This window comes from Streptacidiphilus sp. EB103A (assembly GCF_041261405.1).
In the GTDB taxonomy this organism is placed as follows: Bacteria; Actinomycetota; Actinomycetes; order Streptomycetales; family Streptomycetaceae; genus Streptacidiphilus.
In genome coordinates this window covers 45,473-67,720 of the sequence record NZ_JBGCAQ010000003.1, presented here as the reverse complement: position 1 = coordinate 67,720, position 22,248 = coordinate 45,473, and the positions used below count along the sequence as shown (strand labels likewise).

Annotated in this window: 18 protein-coding genes and 1 pseudogene; 9 read left to right on the top strand and 10 right to left on the bottom strand. The window is 70.3% G+C overall.

All coding sequences use genetic code 11. From position 1 onward, the window contains the following. Window positions 1–28 precede the first annotated feature (28 nt). Together ABH941_RS05475 and ABH941_RS05470 are read right to left on the bottom strand one after the other, a co-directional pair. The gene (locus ABH941_RS05475) at window positions 29–721 is read right to left on the bottom strand and encodes a hypothetical protein (protein ID WP_370127437.1); all 693 of its coding nucleotides are present in this window, start codon (window positions 719–721) and stop codon (window positions 29–31) included. A 98-nt stretch (window positions 722–819) separates the two neighbouring features. Beyond that, entirely contained in the window at window positions 820–1,860 is a 1,041-nt protein-coding gene (locus ABH941_RS05470; protein ID WP_370127436.1) for an endonuclease/exonuclease/phosphatase family protein, read from the bottom strand. An 87-nt stretch (window positions 1,861–1,947) separates the two neighbouring features. Between ABH941_RS05470 and ABH941_RS05465 the strand changes: the two genes are divergently transcribed. Further along, window positions 1,948–2,652 (top strand): response regulator transcription factor, encoded by a 705-nt coding sequence (locus ABH941_RS05465; protein ID WP_370127435.1) that lies wholly within the window; start codon window positions 1,948–1,950, stop codon window positions 2,650–2,652. A gap of 10 nt (window positions 2,653–2,662) precedes the next feature. Beyond that, window positions 2,663–3,793, top strand: a complete 1,131-nt coding sequence (locus ABH941_RS05460) for a sensor histidine kinase (protein ID WP_370127434.1) — start codon at window positions 2,663–2,665, stop codon at window positions 3,791–3,793. Window positions 3,794–3,805: 12 nt separating this feature from the next. Here the strand turns inward: ABH941_RS05460 and ABH941_RS05455 are convergent, their stop codons facing one another. Both ABH941_RS05455 and ABH941_RS05450 read right to left on the bottom strand, forming a co-directional pair. Beyond that, entirely contained in the window at window positions 3,806–6,547 is a 2,742-nt protein-coding gene (locus tag ABH941_RS05455) for an AAA family ATPase (RefSeq protein WP_370127433.1), read from the bottom strand. Between the two features lie 331 nt (window positions 6,548–6,878). Then, window positions 6,879–7,385: pseudogene (locus ABH941_RS05450) on the bottom strand (MBL fold metallo-hydrolase); the annotation flags it as partial. 294 nt (window positions 7,386–7,679) lie between these two features. Between ABH941_RS05450 and ABH941_RS05445 the strand changes: the two are divergent. Further along, on the top strand, window positions 7,680–8,102 hold the full coding sequence (locus ABH941_RS05445) for a 4-oxalocrotonate tautomerase family protein (RefSeq protein WP_370127432.1): 423 nt from the start codon (window positions 7,680–7,682) through the stop codon (window positions 8,100–8,102). A gap of 30 nt (window positions 8,103–8,132) precedes the next feature. Further along, window positions 8,133–8,717: a DNA-3-methyladenine glycosylase I gene (locus ABH941_RS05440; protein ID WP_370127431.1), complete on the top strand. Its 585-nt coding sequence runs from the start codon at window positions 8,133–8,135 to the stop codon at window positions 8,715–8,717. On the opposite strand, the gene ABH941_RS05435 is transcribed toward ABH941_RS05440, so the two are convergent. Next, window positions 8,718–9,449, bottom strand: coding sequence for an alpha/beta fold hydrolase (locus tag ABH941_RS05435; protein WP_370127430.1), 732 nt, complete (start codon window positions 9,447–9,449; stop codon window positions 8,718–8,720). A 179-nt stretch (window positions 9,450–9,628) separates the two neighbouring features. Next, entirely contained in the window at window positions 9,629–9,823 is a 195-nt protein-coding gene (locus tag ABH941_RS05430) for a DUF1059 domain-containing protein (RefSeq protein WP_134010157.1), read from the bottom strand. 443 nt (window positions 9,824–10,266) lie between these two features. Between ABH941_RS05430 and ABH941_RS05425 the strand changes: the two genes are divergently transcribed. Both ABH941_RS05425 and ligD read left to right on the top strand, forming a co-directional pair. Further along, window positions 10,267–13,464, top strand: a complete 3,198-nt coding sequence (locus tag ABH941_RS05425; protein WP_370127747.1) for a TIM-barrel domain-containing protein — start codon at window positions 10,267–10,269, stop codon at window positions 13,462–13,464. A gap of 83 nt (window positions 13,465–13,547) precedes the next feature. Next, the gene (ligD, locus tag ABH941_RS05420) at window positions 13,548–14,567 is read left to right on the top strand and encodes a non-homologous end-joining DNA ligase (RefSeq protein WP_370127429.1); all 1,020 of its coding nucleotides are present in this window, start codon (window positions 13,548–13,550) and stop codon (window positions 14,565–14,567) included. A 6-nt stretch (window positions 14,568–14,573) separates the two neighbouring features. Here ligD and ABH941_RS05415 read toward each other — a convergent pair whose 3' ends face one another. Next, window positions 14,574–15,632, bottom strand: coding sequence for an ATP-dependent DNA ligase (locus tag ABH941_RS05415; protein ID WP_370127428.1), 1,059 nt, complete (start codon window positions 15,630–15,632; stop codon window positions 14,574–14,576). Between the two features lie 134 nt (window positions 15,633–15,766). Here ABH941_RS05415 and ABH941_RS05410 point away from each other — a divergent pair, with 134 nt between their 5' ends. The 3 genes from ABH941_RS05410 (at window position 15,767) to ABH941_RS05400 (ending at window position 18,621) form a co-directional block, all read left to right on the top strand. Beyond that, entirely contained in the window at window positions 15,767–16,021 is a 255-nt protein-coding gene (locus ABH941_RS05410) for a type II toxin-antitoxin system Phd/YefM family antitoxin (protein WP_370127426.1), read from the top strand. After that, window positions 16,018–16,461 (top strand): PIN domain-containing protein, encoded by a 444-nt coding sequence (locus ABH941_RS05405; RefSeq protein ID WP_370127424.1) that lies wholly within the window; start codon window positions 16,018–16,020, stop codon window positions 16,459–16,461. The genes ABH941_RS05410 and ABH941_RS05405 overlap by 4 nt, the downstream gene beginning before the upstream one ends. A 270-nt stretch (window positions 16,462–16,731) precedes the next feature. Beyond that, a complete protein-coding gene (locus tag ABH941_RS05400; RefSeq protein WP_370127423.1) occupies window positions 16,732–18,621 on the top strand; it encodes a carbohydrate binding domain-containing protein in 1,890 nt (629 codons plus the stop codon). Between the two features lie 30 nt (window positions 18,622–18,651). Here the strand turns inward: ABH941_RS05400 and ABH941_RS05395 are convergent, their stop codons facing one another. The 3 genes from ABH941_RS05395 to ABH941_RS05385 all read right to left on the bottom strand — a co-directional run bounded on the left by ABH941_RS05395 (window position 18,652) and on the right by ABH941_RS05385 (window position 22,228). After that, entirely contained in the window at window positions 18,652–20,190 is a 1,539-nt protein-coding gene (locus ABH941_RS05395; RefSeq protein ID WP_370127422.1) for a helix-turn-helix domain-containing protein, read from the bottom strand. A gap of 144 nt (window positions 20,191–20,334) precedes the next feature. After that, window positions 20,335–21,195, bottom strand: coding sequence for a hypothetical protein (locus ABH941_RS05390; protein ID WP_370127421.1), 861 nt, complete (start codon window positions 21,193–21,195; stop codon window positions 20,335–20,337). A gap of 61 nt (window positions 21,196–21,256) precedes the next feature. Next, window positions 21,257–22,228: a ribosome-inactivating family protein gene (locus tag ABH941_RS05385; RefSeq protein ID WP_370127420.1), complete on the bottom strand. Its 972-nt coding sequence runs from the start codon at window positions 22,226–22,228 to the stop codon at window positions 21,257–21,259. Between the last annotated feature and the right edge of the window lie 20 nt (window positions 22,229–22,248).

The following is a 22,248-nucleotide window of genomic DNA, read 5'->3' as shown; positions in this document are numbered from 1 at the left end:
CAGGCCGCCTTCGGCTTGGTCCGTCCTGTCAGCCGCTCGCCTGCTCGCCCTTGGTGACGGTGAAGGCGATGCCGCCCAGTTGCGAGGCGAGGTAGTGGCGGAGGGTGGGTGAGGTGGTGCCTGCCTGGCTGGTCTCCAGGTGGATGCCGGAGTGGTTCGTGGCGGGGCCGATCTGGTAGACGGGAAAACCGGCGATCGTCGGGCCGTTCTGGGCCATGAGCCTGCGGACGGCCGTCTGGAGCGTGCTCTCGGAGTAGCGGCAGGGGAAGATGTCGAGCCGGTTGAGGTCGATGGCCGGGCTGGCGCGCTTGGCTGCTTGCGCGAGCAGTCTCCCGCGCGCCACGTCGGTGACGCAGAGCGCTGTCCGCCCTGGCAGGTAGCCGTCGATCACGGTGCCGAAGATGTCGGCGTAGGTGGCGTTGAACTCCTCGTTGCCGACGGCCTGGGCGAGTGCCTGCGCCCGCGTGACGTCGTCCGAGGTGCTGCTGCCGGCCGCAGGTGAAGCCCCGCCCTGGGCCTGCTGCTGCTCGCCGTCCGGGCAGGAGGAGGGTGCTGTGCTGCCGCCGCTCGGGCTCGTACTCGTACTCGTGGAGGGGGACAGGGATGTGGCGGCGACGAGCGGCGTCTGCGGCGCCGCCGGGTTCTGCGGCGTGGGCTTGGCGCACGCCGCAGTGGCGATCAGCAGACCCGAACAGAACGTCAGAACAACGGCACGCCGCATGATTTCCCCTCGTCGGACAGCAGTCTCCGCTATCACGCGCAGCCGCCCCAGCCGGTTCCCGCCGCTACCGCTTTGGTCCGGCTCAACCAGGTGATGGGTCACCAGCTGATGCCGGCCGCCACCGGCAGGTGGTCGCTGCCGGTGGCCGACAGCACCCAGGAGCTCTCCGGCCGGACGCCGCGGACCAGGATCTGGTCGATCCGCGCCACCGGGAAATCCGCCGGCCAGCTGAAGCCGAAGCCGTCCCCGGCCACGGCCTGGACCGAGCGCAATTGCGAGGTGAGGACGGCGAACGCACGGTCGTCCATGGTCCCGTTCAGGTCGCCGAGCAGCACCACCCGCTGGCTCGGATCGGCGGCGACGGCCCTGCCGAGCGCCTGCGCGCCGATGTCCCGCGAGGCCGTCCAGAAGCCTCCCCTGGGCATCACCCGTACGGACCCCAGGTGGGCCACATAGACCGTCAGCGGCCCGTGGTCCGTGGCCACCGTGGTGCGCAGCGCCCGGTTCGAGGCCGGCTCCGTGGCGACCGGCTTGGTGGCCGCCAGCGACCCGTAGTCCACGATGTCGATCGGCCGGGTGTCCGACAGCGGCAGCCTGCTCCAGAGCCCGACCGTGCCCTGCACCGTGTGGTACGGGTACGCCTTCGCCAGGCCCTGCTCGTACGTGCCCGTGGCCTGCGGGGTCAGCTCCACCAGGGCCAGCAGGTCCGCCCCGGAGCCGGCCAGGTCGCGGGCGGTGCGGGCCGGGTCGGGGTTGCCGGCGTTGACGTTCTGCTCGACCACGGTGAGGTCGCCGCCCGGGTGGGACCTGTCGCCGAGCAGCCCGCCGAAGAGGTTCAGCCACACCGCGACCGGCAGCAGCAGCGCGACCGTCGCGGAGGCGGAGCGGCGCCACAGCGCCCCGGCCAGCAGCACCGGGACGAACAGGCCGAACCACGGCAGGAAGGTCTCCACCAGGCTGCCGAGGTTCCCGGTCCCCCCGTTCGGAATCCTCGCGTGCAGCAGCAGGACCAGCCCGAGCAGCAGCGCCAGCGCCGCGAGCACCGGACCGCGCTTCCAGGGCCCCGGCCGGGAGCCGGCACGTATCGCCCGGCGGATGCGGCTCGTCGTCGGCGCTGATGGCGTGGCGTTGTCGTGCATGGCGTCAGCCAACGCGGCGCGGTGTTGTCGGCGCATATCGGATTTTCGATACGCCGACGATATGCGCCGGCTCGTAGCATCGGGTGCATGCGTGTGCTGATCGTCGAGGACGAACCCTTTCTGGCGGAAGCCATCCGCGACGGCCTGCACCTGGAGGCGATCGCGGCCGACATCGCAGGTGACGGCCACACCGCTCTGGAACTGCTGGACATCAACGCCTACGACATCGCCGTGCTCGACCGTGACGTCCCCGGACCGTCCGGTGACGAGATCGCTGGACGCATCGTCAGCTCGGGCAGCGGCATGCCGATCCTGATGCTCACCGCAGCCGACCGGCTGGACGACAAGGCATCCGGGTTCGGGCTCGGCGCCGACGACTACCTCACCAAGCCGTTCGAGCTCCGGGAGCTCGTGCTCAGGCTCAGAGCGCTCGACCGCAGGCGTGCGTACAACAGGCCGCCGGTGCGGGAGATCGCCGGCCTGCGTCTGGATCCGTTCCGCAGAGAGGTCTACCGGCACGGCCGCTACGTCGCGCTCACCCGGAAGCAGTTCGCCGTGCTCGAAGTCCTGGTCGCCGCCGAAGGCGATGTCGTCAGCGCCGAGGAACTCCTGGAGCGCGCGTGGGACGAGAACGCCGACCCCTTCACCAACGCCGTCCGCATCACCGTCTCGGCACTGCGCAAACGCCTCGGCGAACCCTGGATCATCGCCACCGTGCCGGGCGTCGGCTACCGCATCGACACGCAACCGGAGACCGGACACGAGGGACACGAGGGAGGGGACCGTGGATAGAGCACCCGGATTGAGCGTTCGCCTCAGACTCACCCTCAGCTACACGGGATTCCTCATGGTCGCCGGCGTCCTGCTGCTCGCAGCGGTGTGGCTGTTCCTGCTGCGTTACGTCCCCGACCGCGCGATTCTCATCGACCCCAAGGTCACCGACAGCCTCACCACCGGGGTTTTTCCGGTCCGGTCCAAGCTCCTGCACGTCTTCGCTCCGAGGGCGGCCGCAGTGTTCGCGTTCCTGCTGGTCTTCGGCCTGGTGGGAGGGTGGATCCTGGCAGGCAGGATGCTCGCCCCGCTGACCCGCATCACCGACGCCACCCGCCTGGCCACGACCCGATCGCTCTCCCACCGGATCCGGCTGCCGGGCCGCAGGGACGAGTTCCGCGAACTCGCCGACGCCTTCGACGCCATGCTGGCGCGGCTCGAAGCGCACGTCGCCGAACAGCAGAGATTTGCGGCCAACGCCTCGCACGAGCTGCGCACCCCGCTGGCGATCTCGCAGGCACTGCTCGACGTGGCCCGCACCGATCCGACCCAGGACACCGGCGAAATCATCGACCGCCTCCGCACCGTCAACACCCGGGCGATCGACCTCACCGAGGCGCTGCTCCTGCTCAGCCGCGCCGAGCAGCGGTCCTTCACCCCGGAACACGTCGACCTGTCCCTCCTGGCGGAAGAAGCCACGGAGACGCTCCTCCCCCTCGCGGAAAAGCGTGGCGTCACCGTCGAGACCAGCGGCGACATCACCCCCGCGGTCGGATCGCAGGCGCTGCTGCTGCAGTTGACCACGAACCTCGTGCACAACGCGATCGTCCACAATCTGCCGGACCAGGGCATCGTGTGGGTGAACACCGGCGTCCGGCCCGGGACTGCGGTGCTCACCGTGGAGAACACCGGCGAGCAGCTCACCCCACAGCTGGTCTCGACACTCACCGAACCGTTCCAGCGCGGCAGCGAGCGCCTCCGCGCCGACCACGCGGGCGTCGGCCTCGGCCTGGCCATCGTCAAGACCATCACCCAGGCGCACGACGGAACCCTCACCCTCACCCCGCGCCCCGCCGGCGGGATCCGCATCATTGTCGAACTGCCCGCCGTCGAACTGCCCGCCGTCGAACTGCCCGCCGTCGAACTGCCCGCCGGGGCATGAAGAGGGAGCGGCTCAGCTGCCGTAGCGCTCGCGCAGGGCGCGCCGGGAGTGGACGTCGAGCTTCCGGAAGACCTTGCGCAGGTGGTAGTCGACGGTGTGAGTGCTGAGGTACAGCTGCCCTGCGATCTCGGCATTGGTGGCGCCCCCGGCTGCCAGACGGGCGACGCGGGCCTCCTGGGCCGTCAGTTCGTCGCCCCGCCGCCGGGTCTCCCTCGGCCGAACAGGGGCTCCGGCGGCCGACAACTCCTCCGCGGTGCGGGCGGCGTAACCGTCGGCACCCATGACGTCGAAGAGGTCGTAGGCGGTCCGCAGGTGCAGGCGGGCCTCCTTGGTGCGCTTCTCCCGTCGCAGCCACTCCCCGTAGAGCTGGTGGCTACGGGCGCGGTGGCCCGGACCGCGGGTGTTCTCGTGATGCTCGATGGCCGTCAGGAAGAGCCGCTCCGCCTGCTCCGCCCGGTCGCAGGTCAGCGCCTGCGCGCGGGCGAGGTCCCCGCGCAGGCTCGGCAGTGGGTTCCGTTCCGCGAGGCCGGCCAGCAGCTCGCACAGTTCCGCCGCCCGCTGGTCCTCCCCGCAGCGAACGGCCGCTTCGACCAGATCCACGATCGCGAACTTGATCTGGCAGCTCTCTCCCATCCGGGGAGCAAGGCTCACCAGGGCGTCCCGGTAGCGTCCCTGGCTCAGGGCGAGCACGCAGCGCGCGTAGTCGCGATAGACCAGTTGGTATCCCTGGCCTGTTCGGGCCGCCTGCTCCGCGACCGATTCCAGCAGCGGGGCGGTCGCCTCGGCCTGCCCGCGCCAGGCGGCGATGAGCATGCTCCCGAGGTGGAGTTCGCCGCCGCGGGCCTCCTCCAGGGCGGCACGCTGGTCGAAGTAGCGCTCGGACTCCGCCAGATTCCCCGCGATGAGCTCGGACAGCGCGCTGTAGCTGAGCGCGAGGGCCATCGGGATCACCGAGCCCTGCCGGGCGGCCTCCTGTTCCATGCGGCGCGCGAGTTCATGGAGGGTGACGTCGTCGCCGATCATGACCGAGTGGAAACAGGCGGCGGCCAGGGTCTGGAAGAACTCCGGAGCCGTCGCCTGCTCGGCGGCTGCGGCCGCGATCGCCTCCTGGAACAGCGGGGTGGCCCGGGCCAGGCCTTCGAGGTGCAGCGCGGTGTCCGCTTCGAGCATCAAGTCGCCCGCACGAACCGGAAGTTCCGGGGGCAGCGGGAGCGACCGGACCGCCTCGGCCACATCGAGGCCGGTCGCGCCCCGGGGGGCGAGGCATGCGCTGATCGTCGCCTGGACGAGTGCTTCGACCAGGACGTCGCGGGCCAGGCGCATGTCGACGGGCCCCAGCGTCCGTGCGGCCGCCAGCAGGTCGGCGGTCGCCTCCCCCGGTGCCCCGGCCAGTCGGTGCACCCGGGCCTGGACCCGCAGGGCCATCCCACGGTGACCGGGGTCGTCGCTCAGCTCGGTGGCCTCGTCCAGCAGTGTCTGGGCGGGACCGGAGGATCCGGCCACGACGCTGGCCGCTGCCGCCTGCAGCAGGCGTCGGGCGCGGTTCGGAGGTTCGGGGGTCAGTGTCGCCGCCCGGGCGAGCAGGCTGGACGCGCTGGTCCATCCGCCGCGGTCCCGGGTCCGCGCCGCGGCGCGTTCGAGTTCCGCGGCCACCGTCTCGTCGGGCCCGGTCGCGGCTGCGGCCAGGTGCCAGGCGCGCTGGTCCATGTCGCCGAGCTCTCCGGTGGCGGCGGCCAGTGCGGCATGGACGTCGACCCGGGCGGTGAGCGTGGCGCCGTAGTAGAGGGCCGATCGGATCAGCGGGTGGCGGAACTTGATCCTGTCGCCGACGACCAGGAGACGGCGGTCCTCGGCGGCGGCGACGTCGCCGGCGTCGAAGCCGAGCTCGGATCCGGTCCGCCACAACAGGATGGGACTGTTGGTGGGATCGGCCGCGGCGGTCAGCAGCAGCGTGCGGGTCCGGGTAGGCAGCGCCATCGCCTCGCGCAGGTAGCCGCGCTCCAGCGCGCGGCCGACCGGGATCGGGTCGGGGAGCGGGACCTCGCCGGTGAGCTGCTCGGGTCGCAGTTCCCGGGCCACCTCGATGAGGGCCAGCGGGTTGCCGCCGGTGCCCGCGACGATGCGCGCGCTGACGTCCCGGTGGACCGCCGTTCCCACGGCGGATTCCAGTAACCCGGTGGCCGATTCGGCGGCGAGGCTGTCCACGTCGAGCGTGGGCAGGTCGGCGAGCTGGTCGGCCCGGTCGCCCGTCTCGCGGGCGGCGAACACCATCGCGGCGGAGTCCGCGTACAGCCGGCGCGCCGCGAATACCAGGACCTCGGCGGATTCCCGGTCGATCCAGTGGGCGTCGTCGACCATGACCAGCAGCGGCCGCGGGTCACTGCGCGTGCCGACCAGGGCGAGCGTGGCCAGGGCGACCAGGAAGCGGTCCGGGGGCGCGTTCGACGGTTCCATGCCGAAGACCTGACTGAGGACCTTGCGCTGCAGTTCGGGGATCTTGGAAAGGCGTTCGAGGTGAGGCAGCAGCAGTTGGTGCAGAGCGGCGTAGCTGAGCTCCGCCTCCGATTCGACGGCGTCGAACCGCATCACCTCGAACTCCGGGTCGGCGGCGTGGTGGACGTAGTCCAGCAGCGCGGTCTTGCCGGAACCCGGACCGCCGCGCAGCACCACCGCCGCCGCCATGCCGCGTCGAGCGCGGTCGAGCACCGCACGCAGCTCGGTGCATTCGTCGCTACGCCCGAACAGCTCATCCACGCGCGTCATCCTCGTGCCGAAGAACGCCCTGCCCTGCGGGTCGGAGCCCGCCAGTGCCTCAGTGTCGCATCTAGCGGCCCTTGCGCTGTGCCACGATCCGGGTGGCGGAGAGCAGCAGGGTGTACGGGTTGTCCCGGTCCCCGTGCAGCCTCAGCATCTCGGCGACGATTCCCTCCACCGTGTCCTGCTCGGAGACCACCCGGGAGAAGTCCCGCAGGTACTGCTTGCTCTGCTCGATCGTGTCGGGTGAGTCCGGCGCGTCGACGCGCTTGTGCCCCGACACGACGATGCTCGGGTTCAGGGCGGCGATCGCGTCCAGGTTCGCGATCCAGGCCTCCCGCGCCGCGTCGTCCGTGTAGGCGGTCATCATGTGGACCTGGTTGTAGCACACGTCGCCGGCCACGACGGCGTCGATCTGCGGCACGTGCAGGATCGTGGAGTGCTCGATGTCGCCCTGGCCGATGTCGACGACGCGCAGCTGGTGGCCGTCGAGGCTGATCGAGTCCGCGTCGAGCAGCTCCGGCAGTGCCGGGTCGCCGGGGACCTGGTCGCCGAAGACGCCCTGCCAGTAGGAGCCGAGGTTGGCCGCCTCGAACTGCACCCGCTCCAGGACGTGCTTGGTGGCGAGTCCGCAGAGGCCGGGGAAGTGCTCGCGCAGCCGGCTGAGGCCGATCGTGTGGTCGGAGTGGCCGTGGGTGAGCAGCACGCCGACGAGGCGCTTGTCGAACCCCCTGATCCAGTCGGCGAGGGCGTCGACCTGGTCGTAGGTGATGAGCGTGTCGACCAGGAGGGCTTCGGTCTCGCCGGTGACGAGGGTGCTGCTGCACGGCGACCACATGGGCTTGATCCCGGTTGCTTCGACAAGCGGGTTGGGGACCGGCCGCATCGGGGCGACATGGACGTGCACGTCCAGTCCGGTGTCACTGGCCATGGTGGGCTCCTTCCGTTCCCTCCGACTGTGCTTCGCGTGCTTGTGGGCGGCATCCCGTGAAGCCCGTAGTCCATGCTCGGCGCACCGCCTCGCCGCCCGCGCGGACTACGCGCGCCACGGGATTGCCGGGTCGCCCGTCGAAGGAATACTGGACAAGCAGTGCAAATTCTGCCGAACCATCTCAGAGCGAGGGTCGAATCCATGCCCATGATCGATGTGTACGCCGCCAAGGGTCTGATCAAGGACCGCAAGTCCCTGGCCCAGGAGCTCGCCCAGGCGATCATGCGCTGGGAGAAGGTTCCGGCCATCCCGTTCTTCTCGGACAACACGGCCGCCTTCGTCCACGAACTCGACGCGGACGGCTTCTCCACCGCCGGCGGCAGCACCGACCACGTACGGGTCAGCGTCACCACCAATGCCGGCGCGCTCGACCGGGAGCAGCAGCTCGGCCTGGTCAAGGAGATCTCGGAACTGGTCGCATCGGCCGCCGGCGACCCCTCCCTGGCCGAGCGGACCTGGGTCGCCCTGAACGAGGCGGTTCCGGGCGGCTGGGGCATCGGCGGCCACGCCTACACCAACGAGGAGATCGTCCAGCACGTACGGGAGTTGCTGGGCAAGGCCTGACGCAGTCAGTGCAGACGGCTGGAGGGCCGGATGAGCAGCGACGTGATCATCGGATACGACGGGGAGCCGCGCTGCGCGTGGGCCGGCGCCGAGGACACCGCGCTGAGCCGGTACCACGACGAGGTGTGGGGCACCCGCACCCATGCCGAGTCGGCGATGTTCGAGGCGCTCACCCTCGGCGTCTTCCAGGCCGGGCTCAGCTGGAAGGTCGTGTTCAACAAGCGGGACGCCTTCCGGACCGCGTTCCGCGGTTTCGACGCCGCCGCGGTCGCGGCGATGACGGACGACGATGTCGACCGGCTGGTGGACGACGCCTCGATCATCCGCAACCGCGGCAAGATCGAGGCCACCATCAGCAACGCCCGCACCACGCTGTCCGCGTCGCCGAGCCTGCTGGTGCTCGCGAAGTCCTACGAGTCGAACCGCAAGCGGGCTCCCCGGAGCTACGCCGAGCTGCCTGTGTCCACGCCGGAGGCGGAGGAGTTCGCCAGGCAGCTCAAGGCGCAGGGATACCGTTTCGTCGGTCCGACGAGCGTGTACGCGTTCATGCAGAACGTGGGCGTGGTCAACGACCATCTCCACGGCTGCTTCCGCGCCGCTGACCACGCCGTGTGATTAGGCTGCCAGCGTCTGCAGGGCCGTGAGGATCACCTGCGTCACCTCGTCCGGCCGCGAGAGGGCGATGGCGTGGGAACCGCCTTCAACCACCGTCGCGGTCGCCCCGATCCGCTGAGCCGCGGCCCGCTCGGCGTCCGGGTTGATGGCGTGGTCGGCCCCGGCGATCACGAACCAGCTGGGGAGGCTCCTCCAGCCGGGCTCCACCGCGAGCGGCTCCCCGAAGGCGGTGTCGGTGGCCGGCCGCTGGCTCGCGCCCATGGTGGCGGCCCGGTCCGCGGGCAGGTCCGCACAGAAGACCGAGTGGAAGTGGTCGGGCTGGATGTAGAACTCCGTCCCCGTCGCGTCGCCCAGCGGGAAGGTCTTCGGCAGCAGGGAGGAATCCAGCTCGGCGGGGGCGAACTCCGCGTTCGACCCGAGCGTCGACATGCCCTTGTCGACGCCGAACGAGGCCACGAACACCAGGCCCTTCACGTTGTCGGCCTTGGAGGAGGCATAGGTGATGACGGGGCCTCCGTAGGAGTGCCCCACCAGGAGGACGGGACCGTCGATCTGGGACACCACGCCGGCGAGGTACTCCCCGTCAGCGGTGAGTCCCCTCAGCGGGTTGCTCGGCGCCGCCGCGGCCACGCCCGCCCGGCGAAGCCGCGCGATGACCTCGGCCCAGCTGGAGGCGTCGGCGAAGGCACCGTGGACCAGGACCACGGTGAAGGAGGGTGCTGATGAAGTCATGATCTGCTCTCCTGTTCGCGAAGGGTCGCCCGGGGGACCACTGTTCGCAGCACCGGCCTGCCGTGTCATCCCGTGCGGCGCGTAGTTCCGCGTCCTCGCCACCACGCGTGGCCACCTGCGCAGGACGCCCCGGGCCGTACGGACTGCTCGGTACGGCGCGGGGCGCAGGGGTTGCGGCTTCAGGCGTGCTGCGGAACCTCCTCGTTCTTGAGCATGGCGCGGATCTGCTCGCGCAGCTCAGGGGAGTCCGTGTGCTCGTGCACCGAGATGGCGTGCTCGGTGGCGGCGCGGACGACCTCGTCCTCCTCACCCGAGATGGTCAGGGTGCATCCGCTCACGCTCGGATAGTCGCGGCAATCGGCGATCTTGCGCATATCGAACCTCCCGGCACTCCGGAGTGCCGCGACCACCGGCGGGCCAGGTACTGGCCGGACGACCGATACGCGGTAGTACGGAGGTGTCGCCCGACCATTATCTCCCCTGTCCCCGCGGTCATCCAGGGCTGCTCGTCGCGCCGAGTGGCGGGGAGACGGATAACAACGTTGGAAACCTGAGCAGGCGAACGACGGCGTGCCCTACCGCGCTCTCCGCCGCTCCATCAGGGACGAGCAGCGACCTGGCGCTGGACATGGACACCGGCCGGAGGGCGTGATGTCATGTCACGTACATAGATTCCAACGATGGAATGAGTGCGGCAGGCGGCCGCTGCGCCTGCCGCAGGACGGAGTCTGCCGTGAGCAGAAGATCAGCTTGGCGAGCGATGCGCTTACCGCGACAGCGTGCCGCTGTCGTCGGACTCGTCGTCGGCCTGGCGGCCATGACGACGGTCGGCGCCGGACCGGCGGCGCGGACGGGAGCGAGCGCGAGCCCCCGGATCGCGTCGGTGACCTCCGGTGACGCGCGCTTCCAGGTGCTGTCACCCACCGTGATCCGTACCGAGTACGCGGGGGACGGGACGTTCACCGACAGTGCGACCTTCAATGCGATCGGCCGCACCGCGTTCGCGCCGACCGCCTACACCACGAGCACGTCCAACGGCTGGCTGACCGTCAGCACCAGCGCGCTCACCCTGCGGTACCAGGTGGGTTCGGGACCGTTCAGCGCGCAGAACCTCACCGTGCAGCTGTCGGCCGGCGGGGCGCCGGTCAGCGCCACCCCGTGGCAGCGGCTGACCTGCACCCTCGGCGCCCTGTGCGAGGCCGAGCGCCTGTCGTACCGCGGGCTCGGCACCGCCACGGACCACTCCGGCTACACCGGTTCCGGCTTCCTGGCCGGTTTCCAGGGGACGGGCAACTCGCTGTCGGCAGACGTCGACGTCGCCGCGTCCGGGACCTACCAGTTCGACACCCGCTACGCCAACTCCGTCGGTGGCGACGGCCAGGCCACCACGCGCACGCTGACCCTGTCGGTGGACGGCGGCGCGAGCCGGACGCTGAGTCTGCCGACCACCGCGAACTGGGACTCCTGGAGCGTGGTGACCACCGCGGTGCAGCTCAGCGCGGGTCACCACACGGTCACGCTGGCCAGGACCGCCACCGACTCCGGCAATGTCAACGTCGACAGCGTCGCCCTGGTGGACCCGGGAGGCGCCTATCCGCCGGTCTCCACGACCGCGATCACGGACTGCCGGTTCGGCGTGAGCTGCGAGGCGGAGGCCGCCCGTATCGCCGGCTCGGCCGTCGTGGCCACCGACCACGCCGGCTACGCCGGCAGCGGGTTCGTCGCGGAGCTCAACCAGGGGTCGAGCGTGTCGGCCCATCTGGTCGGGGTACCGGCCGACGGCAGCTACGCGCTGCAGGTGCGCTACGCCAACAGCACCGGTGGTGACGGTCTCAACCAGACCCGCAGCGCCACCGTCTCCTCCGGCGGCACGTCACAGACCCTGTCGCTGCCGGTCACCGGCGGCTGGGACAGCTGGCAGACCGCCTCGGTGCCGATCGCGCTCAAGGCCGGCGCCGACGACGTCACCATCGGCTGCCCCGACGCCACCAGCTGCCATGTCAACCTCGACACGGTGGCCGTCACCGCGGCCGGCGCGGCCGCCCCGCAGCCGCACCTGGCGCTCGGCGGCTACCGCCGCAGCCTCGACGGCGTCAACGGCGACAACGGCGCCCCCGCGACCACGCCCGGCCTGCTGTACAAGGACGGCTGGTACCTGCTCGACGACACCACCTCCGCCCTCTACGACACCAGCACCCACCAGGTCACCCAGCGCTCCGCGCACAGCGGCACGCCGTACCAGGACGGCTATGTCTTCGGCTACGGCCACGGCTACCAGCAGGCCCTGACCGACCTGGCCACCCTGACCGGCCCGCCCGAGCTGCTCCCCGAATGGGCCTACGGGGTCTGGTACTCGGAGTACATCGACCGCACCGCCGCCGCCTACGAGAACACGATCCTGCCCGCCTTCCGGTCCGAGGGCGTGCCGTTGGACGTCCTGGTGACCGACACCGACTTCAAGTCCCCCAACACCTGGAGCGGTTGGGAGATCGACCCGGCCAAGTTCCCCGACCCGAAGGCGTTCTTCGACTGGTCCGCCTCCCAGGGCCTGCACAACACGCTCAACATCCACCCGAGCATCCTCAGCTCCGACCCGCAGTTCGCCCAGGCCCAGGCGACCGCCAAGGGCAAACTGCACCAGGGCGGTTGCGCACCGGCCGCCAGCAGCGGCGCCGGAGTCTGCTACACCTTCGACTTCGGCGACCCCGACCAGCTCAAGGCGTACATGGACCTGCACCAGACCATGGACCAGCAGGGCAACGACTTCTGGTGGCTCGACTGGTGCTGCGACGCCTCGCAGTCCTCGATACCCGGTGTCACCCCCGACGCCTGGATCAACCAGCAGTACGCCACCGACGCGGACAAGAACATCGGCCGCGGCTTCGTCCTCTCCCGTGCCTACGGCTCGCTGCAGTCCGGCGGCAACGCCGCTCTGCCGACCGGGCCGTGGGCCGACAAGCGCAGCACCGTCCACTTCACCGGCGACACCTCCTCCACCTGGGGCACCATCAAGGCCGAGGTCGGCTACACCCCCGGCGAGGCGGCCGCCACCGGCATGTCGGCGATCAGCCACGACATCGGCGGCCACAACGACACCACCGGGCTGACCGGTTCGGAGACCTACACCTCCGGAGGGCAGACCCTCACCACCCACAAACTCCCCGACGACATGTACGCCCGCTGGGTCCAGCTCGGCACCTTCCAGCCGATCGACCGGCTGCACAGCAACCACAGCGACCGGCTGCCCTGGCAGTACGGTTCCGCCGCCCGTGCCTCGGCCGACACGTTCCTCAACCTGCGCGAGAAGCTGGTGCCGTACACCTACTCGCTCGCCCAGCAGGCCAACGCCACCGGCGTCCCGGTGACCCGCCCGACCTACCTGGAGTACCCCGACGAGCCCCAGGCCTACGCCACGGCCGGCAGCGAGTACTTCTACGGTCCCGACCTGCTGGTCGCACCGGTCACCACGCCCGGCACCACGGCCACGACCCCGGTGTGGTTCCCGCCCGGCCAGTGGACCGACTACTTCACCGGACAGGCCTACACCGGCGGCAGCACCCAGTCCGTCACCACCGGCCTGGACACCATGCCCGTCTTCGTCAGGGCCGGTGCGATCGTCCCCACCCGCACCGACAATGTCACCAGCAACGACCAGGCCCCGCTGACGAAGGTCACCCTCACCGTCGCCGCGGGCGCCTCCGGCTCGTACACCCTCTACGAGGACAACGGCAGCACCACCGCACCCGGCCACGGCGCCACGACCACGATCCGGTACCAGGAGAGCGGATCCACGCGCACGGTGACCATCAGCCCGACATCCGGATCGTTCCCCGGCCAGGTGCAGTCACGGCAGTGGACCGTCTCGCTGGTCGGCGTCACCGCACCGGGCAGCGTCAGGGCCGACGGTGTCCGGCTGTCCCCCGACGACTACCACTTCGACAGCACCACCCACACCCTGTCCGTCACCCTGCCCCGGCAGGGGGTGCACAGGCCCGCCACCATCACCCTGGGCTGACCCCGAGCGGCCGGCCGGGCCCGCCCGCGATGCGCGGGCGGGCTCGGCATGCGGCTCCCGGAGCGGGCGCTTAGCCTACGACCATGAGCAGCAGCGAGGCCTTCGTCACGGTCGCCGGGCGTCGGGTACGCATCTCCTCGCCGGAGAAGGTCTGCTATCCGGCCGTCGGGGTCACCAAGCTCGAACTCGCCGAGTACTACGCCGCCGTCGCCGAAGGGCTGTTGCGGGGACTCGCTGGACGCCCGATCGCGCTGCACCGCTTCCCGGGCGGCCTCGACGGCGGCAGCTCGTTCTACACCAAGCACGCGCCCAAGGGCCTGCCCGACTGGGTGCAGACGGCGGAGGTGACCTTTCCGAGCGGGCGCACCGGCCGCGAGGTGTGCGTGACCGAGCCGGCGACGGCGTTGTGGGCGGTGCAGATGAACGCCCTGGAACTGCATCCGTGGCCGGTGCGCCGCGAGGACACCGACCACCCGGACGAGCTGCGCCTGGATCTCGACCCGCAGCCCGGCACCGGCTTCGCCGAGGCGGTCGAGGCCGCCACCGAGGCCCGGGCGCTGCTCACGGAACTGGGCATGGCGCCGTTCGTGAAGACCTCGGGCGGACGCGGGCTGCACCTGCTGGTGCGGATCGAACCGCGCTGGTCGTTCATCGACACCCGGCGCGCGGTCATCGCACTCGCGCGCGAACTCGAACGCCGCCGCCCCGAGCTGTTCACCACCTCCTGGTGGAAGGAGGAGCGCGGCGCGCGGATCTTCGCCGACTTCAACCAGATGGCCCGCGACCGGATGCTCGCCGCCGCCTACTCCACCCGCGCCGAGCCGAACGCCCGGGTCTCGATGCCGGTGCGCTGGACGGACCTCCCCGACGTCGCCCCGGACGACTTCACCGTGCGCACCGTCCCGGCGCTGCTGGCCTCACGCGGTGACGCGCACGAGTCCATCGACGAGGCGCCCGCCACCCTGGACGCGCTGCTGGAGATGGCCGAGCGGGACACGCGCGACCGCGGCCTCGGCGACCTTCCCTATCCGCCCGAGTTCCCGAAGATGCCGGGCGAACCCAAGCGCGTCCAGCCCTCCAAGGCCCGTCACGAAGCGGATTGAAGCGGACTAGGGAGCGTCCGGGCCGAGCACCTCGGCGAGGTCGTAGGCGGCCGGCACGTCCAGCTGGTCGTAGCCGCAGGACTCGGGCTGCCGATCGGGCCGCCACCGCAGGAACCGGGCGCTGTGCCGGAACCGGTCCGCCTGCAACTGGTCGTAGCGCACCTCGCACACCCGCTCCGGCCGCAGCGCCACGAAGGACCTGTCCTTGCCCGCGTTCCACCGGTTGAGCGCACCCGGGCGCCGATGCCCGCCGTCGTCCTTGCCGGTCCAGGGGTGCTCCTCCCCCTCGCGCAGCACCAGCGGCGCGAGTTCGTCGACGAGCGCGGCGCGCCGGGCCATGGTGAACGCGCTCGCACCGCCGACGTAGTTGAGGACGCCCCCGTCCAGATACAGACCCAGCATCAGCGATCCGACCACCGGCCCGCTCTTGTGCAGCCGGTACCCGGCCACCACGACATCGGCCGTGCGCTCGTGCTTGACCTTCACCATGGCGCGCTCGCCGGGTCGATACGCGTCGTCCAGCCGCTTGGCGACCACGCCGTCGAGGCCGGCGCCCTCGAAGGTCTCGAACCAGGTCCTGGCGAGGTCGACGTCCTGGGTGGCACGGGACACCCGCACCTGCGGGTGCGGTGCGAACAGCCGCGTCAGCACCTCGTGCCGCTGGGCCAGCGGGCGGCCCGTCAGATCCTCGTCGTCGAGCGCGAGCACATCGAAGGCCACGAACGTCGCCGGCGTCTGTTCGGCCAGCAGCCGGATCCGCGACTCGGCCGGATGGATGCGGTCGGAGAGCCGGTCGAAGTCGAGCCGGCTGCCCTGGACCACCACGATCTCCCCGTCCAGCACGCACCGCGGCGGCAGCGCCTCGGCCAGGGAGGCGATCAGTTCCGGGAAGTAGCGCGTGAGCGGCTTGCCGCCGCGGCTGCCCAGCTCGATGTCGTCACCGTCGCGGAACACCAGGCAGCGGAAGCCGTCCCACTTGGGTTCGTACAGGTATCCGCCGGTCGGCACGGCCGCCGCGGACTTGGCGAGCATCGGCTCGATCGGGGGTCTGACCGGCAATGCCATCGCACATCCTCGCTGGTCGTCCTCGAACCAGCGCACCACACCCGCCCGCGCATCGGCATCCGCTGGGGTCCGAACCGGTGACGCCCGTACCAGTGGTCGGTCCTCGAGGTAGTACCGTGTAGTACCCTTGCTGCGTGGAGACCACCATGCGCGAACTGAACCAGCAGACAGCCCGGGTCATAGGGGCGGTCGAGCGGGGGGAGACCGTGACGGTCACCAAGGACGGCCGCCATGTCGCGACCCTTGTCCCGCCGTCTCTGGCCCCGCCTCGCTACACCTTCCGCACGGACCCGATGGGCGACGAGCTCGACGACGCCCCGGTTCTCTCGGGCGGCGGAGGACGGCTTGTCGCGGACCGGGACGAACTGATGAGGGGATTCGGGCAGTGAGCGAGGTCGCCGTCGTCGGTGACACCGGGGCACTGCTGGCCTACTACTTCGGCGATGAGCCGGCCCATGCAGCCTGCCGAATCGCCCTGAAGACCGTGGGCCATCTGGTCATCTCGCCGTTGGTCCTGGCCGAGTTGGACTACCTGGCATCCACCGGAGTGGGCCCCGAGGCCGCGATGGCTGTGCTCGACGACATCATCGACCGCCAGGCGGTGGGGCGGTTCGAAATCCCAGAGGTCGGTCCGCGCCTGCCTGCCGCACGCGTCGTGCTCAAACGGTACCGGGATCTCAATATCGGCCTCACCTACGCGGTCAACGTCGCCCTCGCTGCGGAGTTCCGCACGAATGCAATCTTCACCGTCGACCGCCGCCACTTCCGGGCCGTCCGCCCCCTCACCGACCACCCCGCCTTCCGACTGCTGCCGGACGACTTGGATTAGGTCCCGATCGGGGCGTGCACATCGGTGCCGGCGAGGAGAGTCCTCGCCGGCACCGATTCGTTGTTCTCGGCCGTCGGCGATCAGCCCGGCTCCGGCTTAAGGGAGTCCTAGCGCCAACTCATGGCGTGGTCTAGACCCTTGACGCACTGACAGGTCTAGGCCAGTGTTCGGGAAATGCCCTGCATTGTCAGGTGCACAGCCGACACCGCCCGCGCAGTGGCGGCGCGGTGCTGTCCCGATCGTCTTGTCGCCCCGTCAGGAGGCACCACAGTGCATCGACGCAGCAGAAACCGAGCGCTTGCCGCGCTGGTAGCAGTCGCTCTCGTCCCGCTCGGTCTCGGTCTGCTGGGCCGCAGTGCCGGTGCTGCCACCACCAACCTGATCACCAATGCGGGGTTCGAGACCGGGACGCTGTCCGGCTGGAGCTGCGACGCCGGTACCGCCTCGGTGGTCACCTCTCCGGTGCACTCGGGAACGCACGCGCTGTCCGCACTGCCGACCGGGTCGGCGGACGCCCAGTGCACCCAGACCGTCGCGGTGCTGCCCAACTCGACCTACACGCTGTCGGCCTACGTCGAGGGCCCCTACGTCTACCTCGGCGCCAACGGCGGAAGCTCCACCTGGACGCCGTCCGCGACGAGTTGGCAGCAGCTGAGCACGACGTTCACCACCGGCGCGTCCACCACCTCGATCACCGTCTACCTGCACGGCTGGTACGGGCAGGGCAGCTACCAGGCCGACGACGTGGTGCTCACCGGTCCCGGCGGCGGATCGACCCCGACCCCGACGCCGACGCCCAGTAGCAGTGCAAGCGCCAGCGCGAGTGCCAGCGCCACGCCGAGTACGACCCCGACGCCTACCGCCACCGGCGGCACCGCCGCCTGGCACCCCAACTACCTGTCGATCGGGTCGGTCTACACGCCCGGGAGCACCGTCGACTCGTTCTTCACCACGCTCAAGTCGCACGGCAAGCTGCCGAACTACGGCTACGAGTACCTGATCGGCGGCGACTTCGCCAACTGGGCCGCCACCACGACGACCATGGTCACCCACTCCGAGCAGTTCGGGATGACCCCGGTCCTGGTCGACTACGGCATGAACGGCAACATCGACGGCACCAGCGTCGACTACACCAACATGCAGAACGCGAGCTGGCTGACGACCTACTTCCAGTCGCTCAAGTCCGCCGCCCAGGCGGCGCAGGCCGCCGCACCGGGCAAGCCGGTGGGCTGGGTGATCGAGCCGGACATGCTCGGCTACCTGCAGCAGAACTACGCGGCCCAGTACAACAACGACGCCGCCCAGTTCCCGGCCGCCACCAACGCCGCGTACTCCTCGGGTGTGCTGGCCAGCGGCACCGACCCGGCCTTCGGCAACAACCTCAAGGGCCTGGTCCAGGCGATCAACTACGCCGTCAAGAAGTACGACCCGACCGCCTTCGTCGGCTGGCAGATCAACACCTGGGGCGTCCGCGACGCCCTCAAGGACACCGACACCCTGGGCTGGACGGCGGGTCAGCAGTCGGTGGTCACCAACGCGACCCAGGTGGCGAACTTCGCGAAGACGGCGGGGATCGGCTACGACGCCGACTTCGCGGCATTCGACCAGTGGGGACAGGACTTCGGCATCCTGAACGACCCGAACCCGGCGGGCGACATCCGCTACCTGAACGCCGCGCACTGGAGCAACTACCTGCTCTATGTGAAGACCATCCGCCAGTCCCTCGGCCTGCCGGCCGTGCTGTGGCAGCTGCCGACCGGTCACCTCAACTCGACCCTCACCGCCAGCCCGACCTACTGGAATGCCTCCGGGAAGTTCCCCAACCTGGACGACGTCTCGGCCAACCGCGACGAGGACTCGGCGGCCACCTTCTTCTACGGGGACTCCTTCACCAGCAGCGGCAACAACCTCGCCTTCTACAGCAGCAACCCCGGAGCCGACCCCAAGGTGACCGTCAGCGGATCCACCGTCACCTGGGGCTCGCACCTCCCGGAGGCGGCGGCGGACGGCGTGGTGGCCATCCTCTTCGGGGCCGGCACCGGCTCCGGGACCTACGGGGTGCCGGAGATGGTGGGCAGCTACCAGAGCGCCCCCAGCGACTACGACTACTGGGTCACCCGGACCCAGTCCTACCTGGCCGCACCGACCCCGCTGCCCTGACGCCCGCGTCCGCCGCACCGGGCCGGCCGGTCACCCCCCGGTCGGCCCAGGTGGCGCGGTCGCCGCGTGGGCGGCGAGAGAGGCGTTGAGGAAGGCCCGTTCGACTGGGGTGAGTTCGTCATCCTCGGCGTGCGGCGGGAAGAGCTGGGCGGCGAGGGAGAGGCGCTTGCCCCGGTAGAAGTCGCCGTGGTCGTGGCCGAGTCGCTGCCAGGCGCGGGCGGTCTCGGTGAGGTGGCGGCGGTGCAGCAGCCGTTCCCGCTCCTGCTCCAGCCAGCCGCCGAGCCGGGGCCACTGGGTGATCAGTGCCTCATGGGCCAGTTCCAGACGCTCGCCGTCCATGATGACGAGCCGGGCCTCGACCAGGGCGTCGAGGACGGCACGGGTGTCGGGCAGTTCGAAGAGACGGAGTTCGTCGGGGTGTACGGGGCGGCGTGTGTCGGGCGTGCCGTCACCGGGGGCGATCAGGCGCAGCAGGACCTGCCGGGCGGTACGGGCCTGGGCGTCGGTCAACCGGCCGTAGACCTGCTCGGCGGTGGCGGCGATGGCGCCGTGTGCTCCGCCGACCGCCTGGTAGTCGGCCAGGGTGAGGACACGGCCGCGGCGGCGGCGCCAGGTCTCCAGCAGGGCGTGGGAGAGCATCGGCAGCGCATTGGGCCGGCCGAGGACGTCGTCGATCAGACGCGCCGTCAGCTCCCGTTCCACGATCAGGCCCGTCGCGATCGCCGGGCGCACGATGGCCTCGCGAAGTTCGGTCGAGCCCATGGCGGGCATCACGACGGTGTGGCGCTGCATCGCGGCGATCCAGCCGTCGATCCAGGGCCGGTAGGAGGGAGCCAGCCACTGGAAGTCGGGCCTGATGCTGACGATCACCCGCAGTCGGGACTCCGGTTGCCGGCTCGCGAACAGCCGCATCCCGAACTGGGCCCGCTCGTGGAGGTCCGTGTACTGCTGGGCCGCGTGCTGTGTCTGGTCGACGACCACCCAGGTCTCCGTGTCTGCGCCCCGGGGCTCCAGCAGCCGGGCAGGGTCGGAGGGCGGGTCCTGTCCGAGAGTGATCAGCCGGATGTCGACCGGGTGGCGTGCGTGGCGCGCGGCCTCCCGGAGAGCGGGGAGGAGACCCGCGCGCAGCAGCGAGGACTTGCCGCTGCCGGAGGGGCCGACCAGTGCGGCGAAGCGGTGCTCGCGCGCCACCTGCAGCAGGTCGTCCACGACCCGGTCCCGGCCGAAGAACAGGTGCTGGTGCTCGGGCTCGAAGCGTGCCATCCCCCGGTACGGCGCCGAGGCGTGGTCGTGGTCGTGCGGCGTGGCCGCCTCGTCCGCCTCCCGCCAGCGGTCCTCCCACACCGTGGGATCCGCGCCGCAGACCCGCGCGTAGGCGAGCACCACCGCGAGCGAGGGCAGCCGGTCCCCGGCCGCGGCCTGCGCCAGCGCGGTGGCGGAGTAGTGCGCCCGGCACGCCATGGCCCGGTACGTCAGGCCTCCGGCCGACGCACGCAACTGCCGCAACTCGTGGGCGAGCCGCTGAACCGGACCCGCGTCCGGGTCGAGCGGCTTCTCCGGACGGCCCATTCGATCACCTCCGGGCACCAAAGGACCCCATAGAGGTGACACGAAGCAGTCCCAGAGGTAACGCAAGGATGAACACACACAGGCCACGCACAGGCGGAGGGCCGGGAACGGTCCCGGCCCTCCGGAATTCCGGTGTGAGCGCCGTCAGCAGACGCTGGCCGGGGTGTCGCGCGCGACGAAGTTGAAGATGGGGTTGCCGTCGCTGCCGATGATCTCCGACTTGGCGTCGTAGTAGTAGCCGTGGTCGACGATCGAGGTGTAGCTGGGGTTGCCGGCCCAGCCGTGGGTGACCACGCTGCCGCCGGCGGTCTGGTCCCAGTTCCACTCGTAGGAGTCGACCCAGAAGTGGGGGTTGATGCGCACCTGGCGCTTCAGGGCCCTCGCGTCGACCCAGGCGGTGCGGCCGGGCGCCACGCCGATGTTGATCGTCTGGCCCCAGGTGTGGTCCTTGCCGTACGACCAGGACCGGCTCAGGTCGACACTGGCCTCGATCTTCAGGGGGATCCACGGCATCTCGCCGCCGACGGAGACGCTGGTGCCCACGGTCTTCGTGGTGCTGGAGGAGGTGCTGTAGGACTCCTGCACACTGAGGTTCTCGGTGCCCCGGGTGCAGTTGGTCGCGTAGTTGGAGATCCGCCGCGCGCCGCCCCACAGGGCCCAGCTCGACGAGACCGGGTAGAAGCAGTGGCCGGTCATCCTGAACCAGTGCGGACTGAGGTAGCGGTTGCCGCCGACATTCGTGTAGACCGGCCACTGGCCGTCCATGGAGTGGTCGTAGATCTGCCCGGTCTCGTTGTTGATGAACCAGACGCTCTCGTCGCTGAAGCCGTTGTCGCAGATGCGCGGCAGAAGGTGGCCGACGAGCGGGCTGCCGCTTTCGACGCCGAGGTTGAACTCACCCTTGACGGCCGCGCCCGCCGACGGCGAGGCGGCGATGCCGATGCCGGTGCAGAGCGAGAGCGCGGCGGCGAGGGCGGTGAGCCTCTTCTTCAGACGGGGTGTCATGGAGTGTCACTTTCTGGGGAGTTCCGGAGTACGGGAGAGCAGCGCGAGGAGGCGGCCGGGCTCACAGCTCGTCCTTGGTGTTGGGGTTGTCCCCTGAGGCCAGCGCGACCATGAGCAGCCTGACCGCCGCCTGGAGGTTGTTGACGACGCCGTACCCGGGGATGTCCACGCTGCGGGTGGAGGAGCCGGCGGCGTTCGGGTCGGCGTAGTGGTGGAACACACTGCTGAGGCCCTGCCAGTTGCGGATCATGCTGACGTTGGTGTTGGAGATCCGGTACTGGCTGCCGGAGAAGTGGGTGGTGACGCCCGTGGCGATGGTCCGGAAGCGGGTGGCCTCCGAGACGGCCATGATCATGCGCAGCAGGCCGCGGGCGATGTTCGGAGTGTTGGACAGGTGCGGATTGCGCAGGGCGTGGATGGCGTCCTGAAGTGAGTACTCGCCGACCGTGACATCGGTCAGCCTGGTGTTCGCCAACCGGGCGAGGGTGTTGTAGTTCTCCCTGCCCACCCAGTCCGTGTCGGTGGTGTAGTCGCCGCCCACCAGGCCTGTCGTGAGTTCCGGGAAGTCGTCGGCGATGGGGATGTACACATGGTTGAATCCCCTCCACTCGCTGGGGTTCACCTGGGTGTGGAAACCCACCACGTACAGATCGCTCAGGCGGACCACGAGGTGGATCGCCGCTCCCGCGGTCTGGACGTCGATGTCGACGAAGATGTTCGTCGCCCGGTTGTTGAGCGTGTCGACGGTGGCGGTCTGCCTGCCGGTGCCGTACGTGCCGCGGTGCCCTGTGGTGGCCAGCACCATGAGCTGCCGCAGTTGCTTGATGAAGTTGCTGTACCCCTGCTGGCCGGCGTCGACGTCCCAGATCATCTCGTGGAAGACCGCGTTGGAACTGAGGGCGGCGAGTTCCACTCGTCCCTGGTTGACGGAGGGTGCTGTGGTGCCGGGAGGGGCGGCGAGTGCGAAGGCGCCGACGATGAGGGCGGGCACGGCCAGGGAGGTGCCCATGCGCTTGAGCAGGTGTGCAGCCATGGAGGATCTGTTTCCGTGAG